Genomic DNA, 16,144 nt, shown 5'->3' with positions numbered 1-16,144 from the left:
TTTTGAGAGACGGCGACCGAAGGCGACCATGTTTCACGAAGTCGTCGAGGACGGGGCGGTGGCCGGGACCGCCGGCGCCGACGAGACCCCCGACGCCGACGAGGTGACCGCGACCGCGCTGCTCGCGGCGTTCGAGTCGCTGGTGAGCGAGGCGGTGGCTGAGGCCGGCCGCGGGCGCGTCGGCGACGAGACCGACGTCGACGAGGCGGCGATCGAGGCGGCCGCCGACGGCGACGCCGCGGGACTCAGCGTGACCGACGCGGCGGCGATCGTCGCCGTGACCGCCGACCGCGACGCCGACGCGGTCGTCGCCGAGCTGCGCGACCACCTGCTGATGGGGATGGCGACGGCGGTGCTCGACGTCGACACCCTCGCGGCGGGGATCGACGCGGACCTCACCGGCCAGGAGGTCCAACAGGCGCTCGAGGGACGCGCCGGGATGACGCTCGGACAGCTCGCGGAGGTCATGGCGGTCATCGAGCGCCGGAAGCGATGAGGGTCGCGATCGTCGGCTGCGGCTACGTCGGCCTCGAACTCGCGGCGCAGCTCGCGGCGCGCGGTCACGCGGTGACGGGCGTCCGCCGGTCGGACGCCGGCCTCGACGCCATCGAGGAGGTCGGGAATCGGATCGACGGCGACGGCAGGGTCGACGCGGTGCGCGCGGACGCGACCGACCCCGCGTCGCTCGACGCGCTGCCCGACGCGAACGCCGTCGTCTTCGCGGCGAGCTCGGGCGGCCGCGGGGCCGACGCGGCCCGCGAGGTGTACGTCGACGGCCTCCGGAACGTGATCGAGGCGTACGCCGGGCGGCCGTCGTCGCCGGACCGGCTCGTCTACACCTCCTCGACGGGCGTGTACGGCGACCACGACGGCGCGTGGGTGGACGAGGGGACGCCGATCGACCCGACCACCGAGAAGACGCGGGTCCTCGCGGAGGCGGAGCGGATCGCGCTGGAGACGGCCGGAGACGCCGGTATCGACGGGACCGTCGCCCGGTTCGCGGGGCTGTACGGCCCGGACCGGTATCGGCTCGAACGGTACGTCGAGGGGCCCGTCACCGCGGGGTACCTCAACATGGTGCACCGGGACGACGCCGCGGGGGCGGTCCGGTACCTGCTGGAGACCGATCGCGCGCGCGGCGAGCCCGTCGTCGTCGTCGACGACGAGCCGGTCGACAAGCACGCGTTCGCCGACTGGCTCGCGGACGAGTGCGGCGTGCCGCGGCCGGAGAAGCGGTCGAAGGCGGAGCGGATCGCGGCCGGCGACCTGTCCGCGGCCGCCGAGCGACGGGTCCGCACGAGCAAGCGCTGTTCGAACGACCGGCTGCGCGCGCTCGGCTACGAGTTCGCCTACCCGACCTTCCGCGAGGGGTACCGCGACGCGGTGCGGTCGTTCCGGGCGGCCGGGGAGTGAGTCCGACGCGCGGTCCCGTCGTCGGCCGGTCGGAAGGGTAACGAACCTTCATGTGTCGGGAGGGAGTGTCGGGGACACATGTGGAACCAGATCGCGGCCGACGAGCGCCTCGCGCGGGCGGAGGCGTTCGTGCGGGAGAATCCGGAGCTGACGGCGGTCGCCGTCGCCGTCGCGCTCGTCGCGATCGCCGGCGGATACCTCCTGTTCCGCGCCCGCTGGACGTCCGGGGTGCGGTTCCGGCGTCTGCTCGCCGAACAGGAGGAGATCGCGGTGCTGATGCACCCGAACCCCGACCCGGACGCGATGTCGGCGGCGCTCGGCGTCGCGTCGCTCGCGTCGCAGGTCGGCGTCGACGCGACGGTGCAGTACCCCGGCCAGATCCGCCATCAGGAGAACCGCGCGTTCCGGACGGTGCTCGACCTGGACCTGGAGCCGATCGAGCACGTGAGCGACCTCGCGGCCGAGTCCGTCGTCCTGGTCGATCACAACGAGCCGCGGGGGTTCGCGGGGGCCGACGGCGTGCTCCCGGCGGCGGTCGTCGACCACCATCCCGGCGACGGCGCCGGAGAGCTGTTCACCGACGTCCGCACCGACTACGGCGCGACCGCGTCCGTCGTCGCCGAGTACTTCGAGGAGAACGACGCGACGCCGGTCCCGCCGGACAAGCACGCGAGCGAGACCGACAGCGACCTCACGCTCCCGACGGACACCGCGACCGGGCTGTTGTACGGCATCCTCGCCGACACGAAACACCTCACGGTCGGCGCGAGCGAGCCGGACTTCGCGGCCGCCGCGTACGTGTACCCCGGCGTCGACCAGGACCGCCTCGACCGGATCGCGAACCCCGCGGTCGACGCGGAGGTGCTGGAGGTGAAGGCCCGGGCCATCGCCGGGCGCCGCATCGAGGGGTCGTTCGCCGTGGCCGACGTCGGCGGCGTGAACAACGTGGACGCGATCCCGCAGGCGGCCGACGAGCTGATCCAGCTCGAAGGGGTCAGCGCGGTCGTGGTGATCGGCGAGCGAGACGGGACGGTCCACCTCTCCGGGCGCTCCCGCGACGACCGGGTCCACATGGGCAACGCGATCGAGTCGGTGCTCGCGGACGTCGAGAACGGCGACGGCGGCGGCCACTCCCGGATGGGCGGCGGGACGGTCGCGCCGCGGATCGACCCGACGAGCGACGATGCCCCGGAGACGGTCGACCGGGACGACCTCGCCGACTCGCTGTTCCGAGCGATGGCCGGCGACGTCTGACCGCGGGAGAGCGGAGAGGGACCCGACGGCCGGTGCCAGTTTTTAATTACCGGGCCGCGGAGGAAGGGGTATGAACCTCGACCTCCCGACCGACGACGGCTGGCGCGCGCTCGCGGGCGTCGGCGTCGGGTACGCGCTCGCGACCGGACTGATCTTCGTCCTGCTGTTCGCGGTCCCGTACCTGATCGTGCGAGCGCTGTGACGGCGGCGGAAAGAGCGGACTGGAGCGGGGGCGTCGCGGCCGCGATCAGGCGAACGCGAGCGAGTCGTCGGCGCCGCCGTCGTCGTCCTGCTGGAGCTTCTCGTGGGCTTCGAGGAAGTCGTCGAGCGTGACCTCGGTGCGGTCGTCGCGGATGGCGAACATCCCGGCCTCGGTGCAGATGGCCTTGATGTCGGCGCCGGACGCGTCCGGCGTCATCTCGGCGAGCTCGTCGAAGTCGATGTCGCTCGCGAGGTTCATCTTCCGGGTGTGGATCTGGAAGATGATCTCGCGGCCGTCGGTGTTCGGCTTGGGGACCTCGATGAGGCGGTCGAACCGGCCCGGCCGGAGGATGGCGGGGTCGAGCATGTCGAAGCGGTTCGTCGCGGCGATGATCCGGACCTCGCCGCGCTCGTCGAAGCCGTCCATCTCCGAGAGCAGCTGCATCATCGTGCGCTGGACCTCGGCGTCGCCCGACGTCTTCGAGTCCGTCCGCTTCGAGGCGATCGCATCGATCTCGTCGATGAAGAGGACGGCGGGCTGGTTCTCGCGGGCGACCTCGAAGAGGTCGCGGACGAGCTTCGCGCCCTCGCCGATGAACTTGTGGACGAGCTCGGAGCCGGCCATCTTGATGAACGTCGCGTCCGTCTCGTTGGCGACCGCCTTCGCGAGCATCGTCTTCCCGGTCCCCGGCGGGCCGTACAGCAGGACGCCGCTCGGGGGCTGGATCCCGACGTCCTCGAACATGTCCGGGTGTTCGAGGGGCATCTCCACGGTCTCGCGGACCTCCTGCATCTGGTCTTCGAGGCCGCCGATGTCGGCGTAGGTGACGTCGGGGGAGTGCTCGACCTGCATCACGCGGGCGCGCACGTCCGTCTCCTTCTCCAGTTTCTTCACGACGGACAGGGAGTTGTTGACCGCGACCCGGTCGTCGGGGTCGAGCTTCTCTCGCATCTCCTGCGTGATCTCCGTCAGCGCCTCCTGATTGTTGCCGTGCTGCTTGATCACGGCGCCGTCGGGCGTGATCTCCTGGACGGTCGCCACGAACAGCGGGGACTGCTTCAGCTTCTTGTTCTCGTGGGTGAGCCGTTCGAGCTTCTGCTGGTACTTGTTGTTCTCCGCGTTCGCGTCGAGGAGCTTGTCGCGCATCTCCTCGTTCTGCGACTCCAGCACGTCGAGCTCCTCCTGGAGGGACTCGATCTTCTCCTGTCTCGACGCCGACCCCTCGTCGTAGGGCATCTCGACGTCGTCGACGGTGTCAGTCATTGTCCGTAATAAGGCGTCTCGCGCGTAAGAGGTTTCGGGTGGGGGAGAGTCGGACGGGACGAATCCGGGTTTGAATGTCCAATAGTAATTAAACAGGATAGTAAATATTATCTAACGGCATGAGATATGGGAAGGTACGCATGAGCACCACCGACGCCGTCACCGCCGACGAGGACGTCACGGACCGCTGGAGCGCCGTCCGCGATCTGCCCCCGAGCGCGAAGCTCGTGGCGAAGGTACTCGACTACAACGACACGCTGACGCAGAGCGAACTCGCCGAGGAGACGCTGCTGCCGCCCCGGACCGTCAGGTACGCGCTCTCGCGGCTGGAGGAGGAGGACGTCGTCGACTCGCGGTTCTCCTTCACCGACGCCCGGAAGCGGCTGTACACGCTCGCGGTGTAAACCGGTGAGCCCGGCGGCGACCGCTAAGCCCGCCGGCGACCGCTGACCTGCCGGCGATCGCCGAGCCCGACCTTATGACCGATGCCGACGCAGGGACGCCGTGGTCTCGACAACCGCCGTCAAGCGGGCGCTGGCCGCGCTGGCGACGCGCACCGACACCGCGACCCGGCCGTACACCGCCGTGATCGACGAGGCCGAGGCCGCGCGGACCGACCTGCGGCGCGCCGCCGGCTTCGTCGGTTCGGTCGGCCTCGACCGACTGGAGGACGCGGTCGCGGCCGCCGAGCGCGACGGCGACGAGGCCGCGGCCGAGCGCGGCCGCGCGGCGCTCGCGACCTACCGAGCGTTCCGCGAGGCGGCGGCCGGCGGGGAGTGAGGCGACCGGGGCGCCGACCACTTCCGCTCCGGCCCCGGAACCCCTAAACCCGGCACCGGCCAACACCCGGGCAGATGACGCGGGTGATCCACACCGGCGACACCCATATCGGGTACGCGCAGTACCACTCGCCGGTCCGACGCCAGGACTTCCTCGACGCCTTCGCGGCCGTGGTCGACGACGCGGTCGACGGCGACGTCGACGCGGTGGTCCACGCCGGCGACCTCTTCCACGACCGGCGGCCCGAGCTCGCCGACCTGATGGGCACCATCTCGGTCCTCCGCCGGCTCGACGACGCCGGGGTCCCCTTCCTCGCGGTCGTCGGGAACCACGAGTCGACGCGAGGCGGCCAGTGGCTCGACCTCTTCGAGCGGCTGGGACTCGCGACCCGCCTCGGCGACGAGCCGACGGTCGTCGGCGACGCGGCCTTCTACGGGCTCGACCACGTCCCCGTCTCGCGCCGCGACGACCTCGACTACGCGTTCGCGGCCCACGACGCCGACTACGCCGCCCTCGTCGCGCACGGGCTCTTCGAGCCGTTCGGCTACGCCGACTGGGACACCGAGGCGGTGCTCGCGGAGAGCGACGTCGACTTCGACGCGATGCTCCTCGGCGACAACCACACGCCCGGCGTCGCCGAGGTGAACGACACGTGGGTCACCTATCCGGGGTCCACGGAGCGCGCGAGCGCGAGCGAGACGGAGGGACGCGGCTACAACCTCGTCACCTTCGACGCCGACGCCGCCGGGGGCGACGATCGCGTGGAGATCCGACGGCGCGCGCTCGACACGCGCCCGTTCGTCTTCGTCGAGGTCGAACTGCGCGAGGGCGAGGGCGCGGCGCGGGTCCGCGAGCGCGTCCGCCAGCACGACCTCGACGACGCCGTCGTGCTCGTGAGCGTGACCGGCGACGGCGACCCGGTCACGCCGGCCGCGATCGAGGAGTTCGCGACGGAGGCGGGGGCGCTCATCGCCCGGGTCACCGACCGCCGCGAGGTCGAGACCGACGCCGAGGTCGACGTGAGCTTCGCCGACCCCGAGGACGCCGTGCGGGAGCGGATCGAGGAGATGTCGCTCTCCGAGGCCGCCCGCGACGTCGACGAGGCGGTCCGCGCCGAGACGCTCCCCGACAGCAACGTCAGGGAGACGGTGAAGGGGCGGGTCGAGGAGCGGATCGACGACCTCGACGCGTTCGACCGAGGCGGGGCGGGCGGTAGAGGCGAGGAGAGCGACGCCGGGGGGGATTCCGAGGGCGGCGACGGCGACGCCGGAGACGACGAGACGGACGGAGACGAGGACACCGCCGACGACGAGGTGATCGACGACGACGCCGACGAGACCGACGACGAGGCGGTCGACGGTGACACTAACGCCGACGACGAACCGACCCCCGAGACGTCCGCGACCGACGGCCAGGTCTCCATGGAGGACTACCTGTGAACTTCGACCGGGTCCGGCTCTCGAACTTCAAGCCGTACGGCGACGCCGACCTCCGGCTGACGCGGGGCGTCACGGTCATCCACGGGCTCAACGGCAGCGGGAAGTCGTCGCTGCTGGAGGCCTGTTTCTTCGCGCTGTACGGGTCGAAGGCGCTCGACGGCACCCTCGACGACGTCGTCACGAAGGGCGAGGAGGAGACGGAGGTCGAGCTGTGGTTCACCCACGACGGGAGCTCGTACCGCATCGAGCGCCGGCTCCGGGTGTACGACGACCGGATCGACCACCAGTGCACGCTCGAATCCACCGACGGGAGCGACGTGAGTCGCGACGGCGCCCGGGCCGTGCGCGAGTTCGTCACCGGGCTCCTCCGGATGGACGCCGAGGCGTTCGTCGGCTGCGCGTACGTGCGGCAGGGCGAGGTGAACGAGCTGATCGACGCCACCCCGCGCGAGCGGCAGGACACGATCGACGACCTGCTCCAGCTCGGGAAGCTGGAGGAGTACCGCGAGCGCGCCGGCGACGCGCGGCTCGGCGTCGAGGACGTGCTGGGGAACCGTCGCGGCCGGCTCGACCAGCTCGACGAGCAGATCGCGGCGAAGGAGGAGCGCGACCTCCACGAGCGGCTCAACGGGCTCGAAAGCGACCTCTCGGAGGTCACCGACGAGATCGACCGCTACGAGGACCAGCGCGAGCGGGCGAAGGAGACGCGCGAGGCGGCGGCGGAGACGCTCGCGACCCACGCGGAGAAGCGCGAGGAGCTGGAGTCGGTCGAGGCGGCGATCGACGAGATCGAGGCGGCGATCCGCGAGGCCGAGCGGGAGCGCGACGAGCACCGCGAGGCGATCCGGGAGGCCCGCGAGCGGATCGCGGAGATCGAGGCCGCGATCGACGACCGGCTCGACGACGCGGGCCTCGACGCGGCGAGCGAGGCGGCGATCGCGGCCCGCCGCGAGGCGCTCGACGACCGGGAGGAGCGGCTCCGCGAGGAGCTCGACGACGAGCGGGTGAGCGCCGAGGCGTTCCGGAACCAGGCGACGAACCTCGCCGGGAAGGCCGACGACCTCGCCGACCGCGCCGCGGAGCTGGAGGGCGAGGCCGACGATCTCGCCGACGAGGCCGAGGCGGCCGCCGAGGAGGCCGACGAGCGCGAGTCCTCGGTCGCGGAGCTCCGCGAGGAGGCCGAGGGGCTCCGCGAGCGGTTCGCGAGCGCCGACGTCGACCGCGACGGCGTCGCCGACGAGCGGGAGGCGCTCCGGGAGCGGCGCGGCGAGGTCCGCGAGCGGATCGCGGAGCTGTCCGCGGAGCTGAAGAACGCCCGGGAGCGCGTCGAGGAGGCCGAGGCCCTGCTCGCGGCCGGCAAGTGCCCCGAGTGCGGCCAGCCGGTCGAGGACTCGCCGCACGCGACGGGGATCGAGGAGGACCGCGAGCGCGTCGACGAGCTCGAGACCGAGCTCGAAACGGCCAGAGAGCGCGAGACGGAGCTCGACGAGCGGGTCGAGGAGCTGGACGAGCTCGCGGCGGCCGCGGACCGGCTCGACGAGATCGAGGAAACGACCGAGACGCTCGAAGAACGGGCGACGGAGAGGCGCGAGGCGGCCGAAGCGAAGCGGGAGGCCGCCGCCGAAAAGCGGGAGAAGGCGGAGGCGAAGCGCGCGGAGGCGGAGGAGACCCGCGAGGTCGCCGCCGAGAAGCGCGAGCAGGCCGAGTCGACCGCGGAGCGGGTGTCGGCGCTCGAAGAGGCGCTCGACGAGGTCGACGACGCCAGGGCGGCGGTCGACGCGGTCGAGGAGCGGCTCTCGGCGGTCGTGGACGCGGAAGACGAGATCGAGCGCCGCCGCGAGAAGCGGGAGAGCCTGAGAGAGGTGAACGACGAGCGGCGCGACCGGCTCGCGGACAAGCGCGAGCGGCGCGACGAGCTCGCGGCCGCGGTCGACGAGGCCGCGGTCGAGGAGGCGAGAGAGCGGAAGCAGGAGGCTGAGGAGTACCTCGAACGCGTCGACGGGGAGCTGGACCGGCTCGCGGAGCGACGCACGGAGCTGGAGAACGCGATCGGGAGCGTGAACGGCGAGATCCGGGAGCTGGAGGCTCTCCGCGAGGAGCGCGACGAGCTGGCCGCGACCGTCGAGGCGGTCGAGGGGCTCCACGAGGAGACGAGCGAGCTGGAGGCGATGTACGGCGACCTCCGCGCGGAGCTCCGACAGCGCAACGTCGCCGAGCTGGAGCGCACCCTCAACGAGACGTTCGACCTGGTGTACGGTAACGACGCCTACTCGCACATCGAGCTCGACGGCGAGTACGCGCTCACCGTCTACCAGAAGGACGGCGAGGCGCTCGACCCCGAGCAGCTCTCCGGCGGCGAGCGCGCCCTGTTCAACCTCTCGCTGCGCTGCGCGATCTACCGGCTGCTCTCCGAGGGGATCGAGGGCGCGGCGCCGACCCCGCCGCTCATCCTCGACGAGCCGACCGTCTTCCTCGACTCCGGCCACGTCTCGCGGCTCGTCCGCCTCGTCGAGGAGATGCGCGGCTTCGGCGTGGAGCAGATCCTCATCGTCAGCCACGACGACGAGCTGGTCGGCGCGGCCGACGAGCTGGTGACCGTCGAGAAGGACCCCAGCTCGAACCGGTCGACGGCCCGCCGCGCGGACGCCGCCGAGCTCGACGTCGCGTCGCTCGCGGACGACTGACCGCGGCCGCCCCTCAGGCGTCCTCGGAGCGGGCGTCCTCGGCGTGGGCGTCCCCGGCCGCGGCGTCCTCACCCGCGTCGTTCCCGTCCGGTCCGCCTCGCAGGAGCCCGATCGCCTCGGTCGCGGCCGCGGTCGCCTCGTACCCGCGTCGTCCGTCGACCTCGACCTCGTCGATCAGGCCGGCCGCGCGCAGTTCGGCGACCGTCCCGTGCAGGTCGGACTCACAGAGGTCGGTCGCGTCGAGCAGCCCGATCACGGGGAGCGGTCCCTCGTCGACGACCACCGCGAGCAGGCCGAGCGACCGGTCGTCGTGGACCGCACGCATCGTCCGGCGAACCGGCGCGGGGATCCCGGAGGCCGCGGTGGCGAGCGGCGACTCGCCGTCGACGACCTCCAGCTCGTCGTTGTCGACGTAGCGCTCCGCGCCGGTGGCCGGGTCGCGGACCCGGCTCGACTCCGCGGAGCGCTTCACGAGGAGGTACGTGTCGCCGTCGGCGTCGCGGACCGTCTGCATGGCCGAGGAAGGGAGACCGCGAGACATTACGCTTCCGGGGATGGGGGGTCGTCGTTCGCGGGCGCGGAGTCCTCGTCCGTGGGTGCGGAGTCCCCGTCCGTGGGCGCGGAGTCGTCACCGGTCTCGGCCGCCTCGTCCCGCGAGCGCTTCCAGGCGCGATACGTCTGGTACGTCCGGAGGCCGGCGAGGAGTCCGAGGGCGAACAGCCCCGCGCCGACCCGCGCCCGTCCCTCGAAGAACCACAGCATCGGGCCGAGCGAGACGAGGAGGACCGCGGCGTTGGCGTAGATGACGGCGGCGACGAACGCGCGGAGGGTGTCGGAGTCGACGTCGCTCGCGCCCTCGAAGTCGCCGTCGTCGTCGAACGTCTTCACCGAGGGGGCCTTCGGGATCTCCGGCGTCATCTCCCGTTCGGCGTCGGAGCTCTCGCCGAAAGAGACCTCGCCCTCGTCGTCCTCGTCGAGACTGAACACGACCCTTCGTAGGCGGGGGCGGGGCAAAGGGGTTCCGTCCGGTCGGCGTCGAGGCGTCGCGAGGGAGTCGGCGTCGGCGAGCCGGACCGTGAACGGGCGTGGGTCCGGGCCGTCCCGTCAGACCGCGTCGGCGAGCCGGACCGTTCGGCTCGCCTCGACCCACGCGAGGGGGTTCGCGGCGTCGAACAACACCACGTTCCCGTCGTCCTCGTACGCCTCCACCTCGGCGTCGACCGCGTCGCGACCGGTCGGGCGAACCGCCTGGGGTTCCGAACGTGGGTCCGAAGACATGGACCGTGGTAAGTCGTCACACATTAAATGCCTTTCCGTGGCGGGACTCCTCGCCGCACCCGAAAGCCGAGTTTTTTAGCCCGGTGCCGCCGAAGGACGGGTATGACTCAGTCGGGGCTGTCGGACTTCTCGTCGGACGCGGACGGCGAGGGGAGCGACGGCACGGAAACCGAACGGGATGACCTCACCGCGCAGGAGGCGGCCGTCGTCGCCGGCGGCGGGCGGGGCCGCGTCAGCGACGTCGTCGACGTCGACGAGGCGAAGTTCCCAGCGTCGACCGGGACCGTCGAGCTGATGATCACCCAGATCGACTACGCCGTCGAGGGGTACGGGAGCGACGAGTACCCCGTCGTCCACGTGTTCGGCCGGCGACCGGCCGAGAACGTCGACGGGGACGCGGACCACCTCGACGGGGACGCCGACCGCGACGTCGTCGAACACCTCCGCGTCCTCGGCGTCGAGCCGTACTTCTACGTCCCCACCGACGACCTTGACCGCGACCCCGTCGAGGCGTACGACGTGGTGATCGGGACGCGTGAGGAGGGCCCGGACGGCGAGCCGTACGAGAGCATCCGCGGCGAGCCGCTCACCCGGATCGTCACCCGCACGCCCCGCGACGTGGGGAACATCCGCGACGACTTCGAGACCACCTTCGAGGCGGACATCCTCTTCCCCAACCGCTTCCTCATCGACAACGGCCTCAACGGCGGGATCCGCGTCGAGGAGCGCCGGTTGGACGACGAGGAGGGCACAATCCAGGTCCACGAGGGCCACCTCGAACCCGCCGAGGTCGACGCCGACCTCCGCGTGAACACCTTCGACATCGAGGTCGACGACCGCCGAGGGTTCCCCGAGGACGGCGAGGAGCCGATCATCTGTCTCACCAGTCACGACTCCTACGACGACGAGTACGTCGTCTGGCTGTACGACGCGCCGGAGGCCGAGATCCCGCCGCCCGAGGACCTCCCCGACTACGAGGGGATCGTCGGCGACGAGGGGTCGGAGCTGGAGTTTCGGGTCCGAACCTTCGAGGAAGAGGCCGCGATGCTCGACGCGTTCGTCGACTACATCGACGAGACGGACCCGGATCTCTTTACAGGGTGGAACTGCCTACCGGCGGACAGTCAAATTCTCAAAGCGGACGGGACCGAACAACGGATCGAGGACGTGTCTGTCGGAGACGAGGTCATAGGGAGCGACGAACAGCAGACGACGACCGCGGAGGTCACGAACAAGTGGGAAAGCGAGAAGGATATTCTTCGATATAGACTCGCGGACGGAACTGATCTCCGCAGTTCGGAGGACCACCGTGTGATGGTCGGTGACGACGATCAAGTCGACTGGAAGGAGGGAAGCGAGATCGACGTCGGGGACTATCTCCTCAAGCCGCGAAAGTTGAACGTCGACTCGGAGCGTGTCCCGACCCTGAGTGACCTCGTCCCAATCGAATGCCAGCGGTTCGGAAGTAGAGAAGCAATCAAATCGTTCAAATCTGGACTTCCTTACGGTGCCGTTTCTGAACTCGCAGAGGAGTTCGATCTCGCCACAGGAACCTTACATCACCCGAAAACAGATGTCTGGACTCCGGAGCGCTGTCTGATCGCGTCTGACCGGTACGACGTTGCGCTCCCTGACGGCGGGCGGGAGTACCGCCGCACGCGGAACGACCTCGACAGGGAACTTACCGACCACGAGATGTATCTCGCGGGACTGGTCCTCACGGACGGAACGATGTCGCCCGATGACGGAGTCCGTTTCTACAACACGCGCGAGGAGTTACACGAACAGTTCCCCGGTGAAACGCATCTCGAACCCGATGGAAAGGGATGCTACAAGCAGAACGTACTGGACTACGCTCGGATGTACGCGTTCAACGGGCTCGGGATTCCATTCGGCAATAAAAACGATGGAGAAGTCGATCTCTCGACAGTTTTCGAACTTCCAGAATCGTATATAGAACGGTTCTTAGCGGGATTGATCGACGGAGACGGGAACATCTCATCTTCAGTGACCGTTGCGGCCGAAAATCGGTCTATCGGAGAATGGTACGTGAAGTTATTCCGCCGGCTCGGCATCTATGCAGAACAACGTGAGGACGTGGTTCGGGTCCCGGACGCAGAGCGTGAGATTCAGCGGCTCAGGGATCGGATCCTCCCGCATCTGTCTCACTCCAAAAAGCGAGAGGCGCTAAAAGCGCTGGACGGCGGAAAGAGTGGACGAAGCGAGAACATCCCGTACGCGCTCTTTGAGGCTGACACCGGCACTGACGAGAAGCGGATCGGCCGGAACAAACACCGCCGAGGAATTAATCTCAAACGCCACGAAACGACTCTCGACGAGTGGCAGGAGTACGTGTTTGTGGAGGTTGAGGACGTGGAGCGTGTCGGTACGGAGACGACCTACGACATCGAGACGACCACGCACAACTTCTTCGCAGATGATTGTCTCGTCCATAACTGCGAGGACTTCGACGTCCCGTACTTCTTCGACCGGATGGAAGAGCTAGATCCGGGAAGCGAGTATAATCTCTCGGTGGATCGATTCTCCCGGATCGGCGAGGTGTGGCGCTCCGGCTGGGGCGGCCCGGACATCAAAGGCCGCGTCGTCTTCGACCTGCTGTACGCGTACAAGCGCACGATGTTCACCGAGCTGGAGTCGTACCGCCTCGACGCGGTCGGCGAGCGCGAGCTCGGCGTCGGGAAGGAGCGCTACGCCGGCGACATCGGCGACCTCTGGGAGCGGGACCCCGAGCGGCTCCTGGAGTACAGCATCCGGGACGTGGAGCTGTGCGTCGAGATCGACCGGGCGCAGGACGTGATCGCCTTCTGGGACGACGCCCGGAAAATCGTCGGCTGTAAGCTGGAGGACGCGACGACGCCCGGCGACGCGGTCGACATGTACGTGCTCCACATGGCGTACGGGAACTTCGCGCTCCCGTCGAAGGGCCAACAGGAGGCCGAGGAGTTCGAGGGCGGCGCGGTGTTCGACCCGATATCGGGGGTCCGCGAGATGGTGAGCGTGCTCGACCTGAAGTCGTTATACCCCATGTCGATGGTGACGATCAACGCGTCACCCGAGACGAAGGTCGACCCCGCGGAGTACGACGGCGAGACGTACCGGACTCCGACGGGCGTCCACTTTCGGAAGGAGCCCGACGGTATCATCCGGGAGATGGTGAACGAACTGCTCGACGAGCGCGAGGAGAAGAAGGCGCTCCGGAACGAACACGATCCCGGAACCGAAGCGTACGAGCAGTACGACCGTCAGCAGGGAGCTGTCAAGGTCCTGATGAACAGCCTGTACGGCGTTTTCGGCTGGGATCGATTCAGGCTGTACGACCGCGAGATGAGCGCTGGCGTCACTTCTACCAACCGAAAGGTGATCGACTTCACCGCCGACGTGACCGAGGAGCTAGACAGAAAAGTTACATACGGGGATACCGATTCGGTCATGCTCTCGCTGGGGGATCTATCGAAAGGGAAGGCGATCGAGACCTCCTTCGAGATCGCGGACCACATCAACGCCCGGTACGACGACTTCGCGCGCGAGGAGCTCAACGCCGACTCGCACCGCTTCGAGATCGAGTTCGAGAAGCTCTATCGGCGGTTCTTCCAGGCGGGCAAGAAGAAGCGGTACGCCGGGCACATCATCTGGAAGGAGGGGAAAGACGTCGACGACATCGACATCACCGGCTTCGAGTACAAGCGCTCGGACATCGCCGGCATCACGAAGGAGGTCCAGCAGAACGTCATCGAAACGATCGTGACGGGCGACGACATCGACGAGGACATGGAGGAGGTGAAGGCGTACCTCGTGGACGTCATCGCCCGCGTGCTCGACGGCGACGTCGACCTCGAAGAGATCGGGATCCCCGGCGGGATCGGGAAAAAGCTCGACGCCTACGAGACGCCGACCGCGCAGGTCCGGGGGGCGAAGTACGCCAACCTGATGCTCGGCACCAACTTCGGGAGCGGGTCGAAGCCGAAGCGGCTGTACATCGAGAAGGTCCACCCGGACTTCTGGGAGCGGATGGAGGAAGACGAGGGCCTCGACCCGCAGCGCGACGGGCTGTACGGGGAGTTCAAGCGCGACCCGGACGTGATCTGCTTCGAGTACGCCGACCAGGTCCCGGACGAGTTCGAGGTGGACTGGGAGAAGATGCTGGACAAGACGCTGAAGGGACCCATCGAGCGCGTGATCGAGGCGCTCGGGATGTCCTGGGAGGAGGTCAAGACCGGCCAGGAGCAGACCGGACTCGGCTCGTTCATGTAGCCGAGTCGTCTCGGAGAAAGCTCTTTTCGATCGTTGGAAAAATTCTTACCGAATTCAAGAGTTTTGACGGGGGAATGCGTAACCATTAACCCCCTCAACCACCACCGTAAACGTACGAGGCACGAGAATACACATGGCTACTCTCGAAATCAACGATCTTCACGCACGAGTGGCGGAAGAGGGCGGCGAACGCATCCTTCGGGGGGTCGACCTGACCGTCGAGTCCGGGGACATCCACGCGCTGATGGGACCGAACGGCTCCGGGAAGTCGACGCTCGCGAAGGTCATCGCCGGCCACCCGGCGTACGAGGTCACCGACGGGGAGATCCTGCTCCACCTCGACGAGGCGGACGTCGCCGACGTCGACGCCGACCTCGACGACGAGGACTACCACTGGGAGCTCCTGGAGCTGGAGCCGAACGAGCGCGCCGCGCTCGGCATCTTCCTCGGCTTCCAGTACCCGGCGGAGATCGAGGGCGTCACCATGACGAACTTCCTCCGGCAGGCGCTCAACGCCAAGGCGGACGAGCGCGAGGAGCTGTTCGAGGACGAGGAGGCCGAGGAGGCCGACGCCGACGAGGACGACGAGGGGTACGAGACCTCCCCGATGGAGGGCCCCGCCGACGACGGCGAGATCGGCGTCGCCGAGTTCCAGCAGATCCTCTCGGAGAAGATGGAGCTGCTCGACATGGACGAGAAGTTCATGCAGCGCTACCTCAACGCCGGCTTCTCCGGGGGCGAGAAGAAGCAGAACGAGGTCCTGCAGGCCGCGATGTTAGAGCCCGCGATCGCCGTGCTCGACGAGATCGACTCCGGGCTCGACATCGACCGGCTCCAGGACGTCTCGAAGGGGATCAACGCGCTCCGCGACGAACAGGGCACGGGCGTCCTCCAGATCACCCACTACCAGCGCATCCTCGACTACGTCGAGCCCGACCACGTCCACGTCATGCTCGACGGCGAAGTCGTCAAGAGCGGCGGCGCGGAGCTCGCCGAGAAGCTCGAGGACAAGGGGTACGACTGGGTCCGCGAGGACGCGTTCGAGGCGGCGTAACCATAAATGGTCACGCGACAGGAATAAACGGGGAAACACGTAACATAAAATCATGAGTTCACAACAAGACGACCTCAAGGAGACAGACACCGAGGCCCGCTTCGAGTTCAAGAAGGAGGAGAAGTCCGCCTTCCAGACCGAGAAGGGCCTCACCGAGGAGACGGTCCGCGTCATCTCGGAGGACAAGGACGAACCGGAGTGGATGCTGGAGCGGCGCCTGCGCGCGCTCGAACAGTTCCAGGAGATGCCGATGCCGACCGACTGGCCCGGGCAGCCGGACCTGAGCGAGGTCGACGTCGACGAGATCATCCCGTACATCCGGCCCGACGTCGACGTCCGCGCGGGCGTCGACGACTGGACGGAGCTCCCGGACGAGATCAAGGACACCTTCGACAAGCTGGGCATCCCGGAGGCCGAGAAGAACGCGCTCTCCGGCGTCGGCGCGCAGTACGAGTCGGAGGTCGTCTACCAGAACATGCAGGAGCGCTGGGAGGAGAAGGGCGTC

13 protein-coding genes and 2 pseudogenes are annotated in these 16,144 nt (G+C 68.7%); 11 read left to right on the top strand and 4 right to left on the bottom strand.

Features of this window, described 5'->3' with window-relative positions:
* The first annotated feature begins 28 nt into the window (after nt 1–28).
* The 4 genes from ACFQMF_RS08985 to ACFQMF_RS08970 all read left to right on the top strand — a co-directional run bounded on the left by ACFQMF_RS08985 (nt 29) and on the right by ACFQMF_RS08970 (nt 2,869).
* A complete protein-coding gene (locus tag ACFQMF_RS08985) occupies nt 29–496 on the top strand; it encodes a DUF5791 family protein (protein ID WP_256409864.1) in 468 nt (155 codons plus the stop codon).
* Entirely contained in the window at nt 493–1,413 is a 921-nt protein-coding gene (locus ACFQMF_RS08980; RefSeq protein ID WP_256409865.1) for an NAD-dependent epimerase/dehydratase family protein, read from the top strand. The genes ACFQMF_RS08985 and ACFQMF_RS08980 overlap by 4 nt, the downstream gene beginning before the upstream one ends.
* Before the next feature lie 78 nt (nt 1,414–1,491).
* Complete coding sequence (locus ACFQMF_RS08975) at nt 1,492–2,667, top strand: DHH family phosphoesterase (RefSeq protein WP_256409866.1); 1,176 nt, start codon at nt 1,492–1,494, stop codon at nt 2,665–2,667.
* A gap of 70 nt (nt 2,668–2,737) precedes the next feature.
* The gene (locus tag ACFQMF_RS08970) at nt 2,738–2,869 is read left to right on the top strand and encodes a hypothetical protein (protein WP_256409867.1); all 132 of its coding nucleotides are present in this window, start codon (nt 2,738–2,740) and stop codon (nt 2,867–2,869) included.
* A gap of 45 nt (nt 2,870–2,914) precedes the next feature.
* Here the strand turns inward: ACFQMF_RS08970 and pan1 are convergent, their stop codons facing one another.
* On the bottom strand, nt 2,915–4,132 hold the full coding sequence (pan1, locus tag ACFQMF_RS08965) for a proteasome-activating nucleotidase Pan1 (protein WP_256409868.1): 1,218 nt from the start codon (nt 4,130–4,132) through the stop codon (nt 2,915–2,917).
* A 140-nt stretch (nt 4,133–4,272) separates the two neighbouring features.
* On the opposite strand from pan1, the gene ACFQMF_RS08960 reads away from it, so the two are divergent.
* From ACFQMF_RS08960 to rad50, 4 genes and pseudogenes are all read left to right on the top strand, one after another.
* Complete coding sequence (locus ACFQMF_RS08960) at nt 4,273–4,536, top strand: MarR family transcriptional regulator (protein WP_094525277.1); 264 nt, start codon at nt 4,273–4,275, stop codon at nt 4,534–4,536.
* A 100-nt stretch (nt 4,537–4,636) separates the two neighbouring features.
* Nucleotides 4,637–4,990 (top strand): annotated as a pseudogene (locus tag ACFQMF_RS08955) (DUF7966 family protein).
* A complete protein-coding gene (mre11, locus tag ACFQMF_RS08950; protein ID WP_256409869.1) occupies nt 4,987–6,351 on the top strand; it encodes a DNA double-strand break repair protein Mre11 in 1,365 nt (454 codons plus the stop codon). The pseudogene ACFQMF_RS08955 and the gene mre11 overlap by 4 nt, the downstream one beginning before the upstream one ends.
* Entirely contained in the window at nt 6,348–9,035 is a 2,688-nt protein-coding gene (gene rad50 / locus ACFQMF_RS08945) for a DNA double-strand break repair ATPase Rad50 (protein WP_256409870.1), read from the top strand. Before mre11 ends, rad50 begins: the two co-directional genes overlap by 4 nt.
* A 13-nt stretch (nt 9,036–9,048) precedes the next feature.
* Here the strand turns inward: rad50 and ACFQMF_RS08940 are convergent, their stop codons facing one another.
* The 3 genes from ACFQMF_RS08940 to ACFQMF_RS08930 all read right to left on the bottom strand — a co-directional run bounded on the left by ACFQMF_RS08940 (nt 9,049) and on the right by ACFQMF_RS08930 (nt 10,313).
* Entirely contained in the window at nt 9,049–9,549 is a 501-nt protein-coding gene (locus ACFQMF_RS08940; RefSeq protein ID WP_256409871.1) for a DUF7346 family protein, read from the bottom strand.
* A 26-nt stretch (nt 9,550–9,575) separates the two neighbouring features.
* Complete coding sequence (locus tag ACFQMF_RS08935) at nt 9,576–10,022, bottom strand: DUF7322 domain-containing protein (RefSeq protein WP_256409872.1); 447 nt, start codon at nt 10,020–10,022, stop codon at nt 9,576–9,578.
* 117 nt (nt 10,023–10,139) lie between these two features.
* Complete coding sequence (locus ACFQMF_RS08930) at nt 10,140–10,313, bottom strand: DUF7331 family protein (protein WP_256409873.1); 174 nt, start codon at nt 10,311–10,313, stop codon at nt 10,140–10,142.
* A 102-nt stretch (nt 10,314–10,415) separates the two neighbouring features.
* Between ACFQMF_RS08930 and ACFQMF_RS08925 the strand changes: the two genes are divergently transcribed.
* The 3 genes and pseudogenes from ACFQMF_RS08925 to ACFQMF_RS08915 all read left to right on the top strand — a co-directional run.
* Nucleotides 10,416–14,585: a DNA polymerase domain-containing protein gene (locus tag ACFQMF_RS08925; RefSeq protein WP_256409874.1), complete on the top strand. Its 4,170-nt coding sequence runs from the start codon at nt 10,416–10,418 to the stop codon at nt 14,583–14,585.
* A 133-nt stretch (nt 14,586–14,718) separates the two neighbouring features.
* A complete protein-coding gene (locus ACFQMF_RS08920; RefSeq protein WP_256409875.1) occupies nt 14,719–15,639 on the top strand; it encodes an ABC transporter ATP-binding protein in 921 nt (306 codons plus the stop codon).
* A 52-nt stretch (nt 15,640–15,691) separates the two neighbouring features.
* Nucleotides 15,692–16,144: pseudogene (locus ACFQMF_RS08915) on the top strand (Fe-S cluster assembly protein SufB); the annotation flags it as partial.

Source organism: Halorubrum rutilum, assembly GCF_042665015.1.
Lineage (GTDB): Archaea > Halobacteriota > Halobacteria > Halobacteriales > Haloferacaceae > Halorubrum > Halorubrum rutilum.
The sequence above is the reverse complement of the archived record's forward strand: the minus strand, read 5'-3'. Positions and strand labels throughout refer to the sequence as shown.

Coding starts and splice junctions, on each gene's coding strand:
- mre11 (WP_256409869.1), top strand. CDS start 4,987: ATGACGCGGGTGATCCACACCGGCGACACCCATATCGGGTACGCGCAG.
- pan1 (WP_256409868.1), bottom strand. CDS start 4,132: ATGACTGACACCGTCGACGACGTCGAGATGCCCTACGACGAGGGGTCG.
- ACFQMF_RS08975 (WP_256409866.1), top strand. CDS start 1,492: ATGTGGAACCAGATCGCGGCCGACGAGCGCCTCGCGCGGGCGGAGGCG.
- ACFQMF_RS08980 (WP_256409865.1), top strand. CDS start 493: ATGAGGGTCGCGATCGTCGGCTGCGGCTACGTCGGCCTCGAACTCGCG.
- ACFQMF_RS08940 (WP_256409871.1), bottom strand. CDS start 9,549: ATGCAGACGGTCCGCGACGCCGACGGCGACACGTACCTCCTCGTGAAG.
- ACFQMF_RS08970 (WP_256409867.1), top strand. CDS start 2,738: ATGAACCTCGACCTCCCGACCGACGACGGCTGGCGCGCGCTCGCGGGC.
- ACFQMF_RS08920 (WP_256409875.1), top strand. CDS start 14,719: ATGGCTACTCTCGAAATCAACGATCTTCACGCACGAGTGGCGGAAGAG.
- ACFQMF_RS08930 (WP_256409873.1), bottom strand. CDS start 10,313: ATGTCTTCGGACCCACGTTCGGAACCCCAGGCGGTTCGCCCGACCGGT.
- ACFQMF_RS08925 (WP_256409874.1), top strand. CDS start 10,416: ATGACTCAGTCGGGGCTGTCGGACTTCTCGTCGGACGCGGACGGCGAG.
- ACFQMF_RS08960 (WP_094525277.1), top strand. CDS start 4,273: ATGAGCACCACCGACGCCGTCACCGCCGACGAGGACGTCACGGACCGC.
- ACFQMF_RS08985 (WP_256409864.1), top strand. CDS start 29: ATGTTTCACGAAGTCGTCGAGGACGGGGCGGTGGCCGGGACCGCCGGC.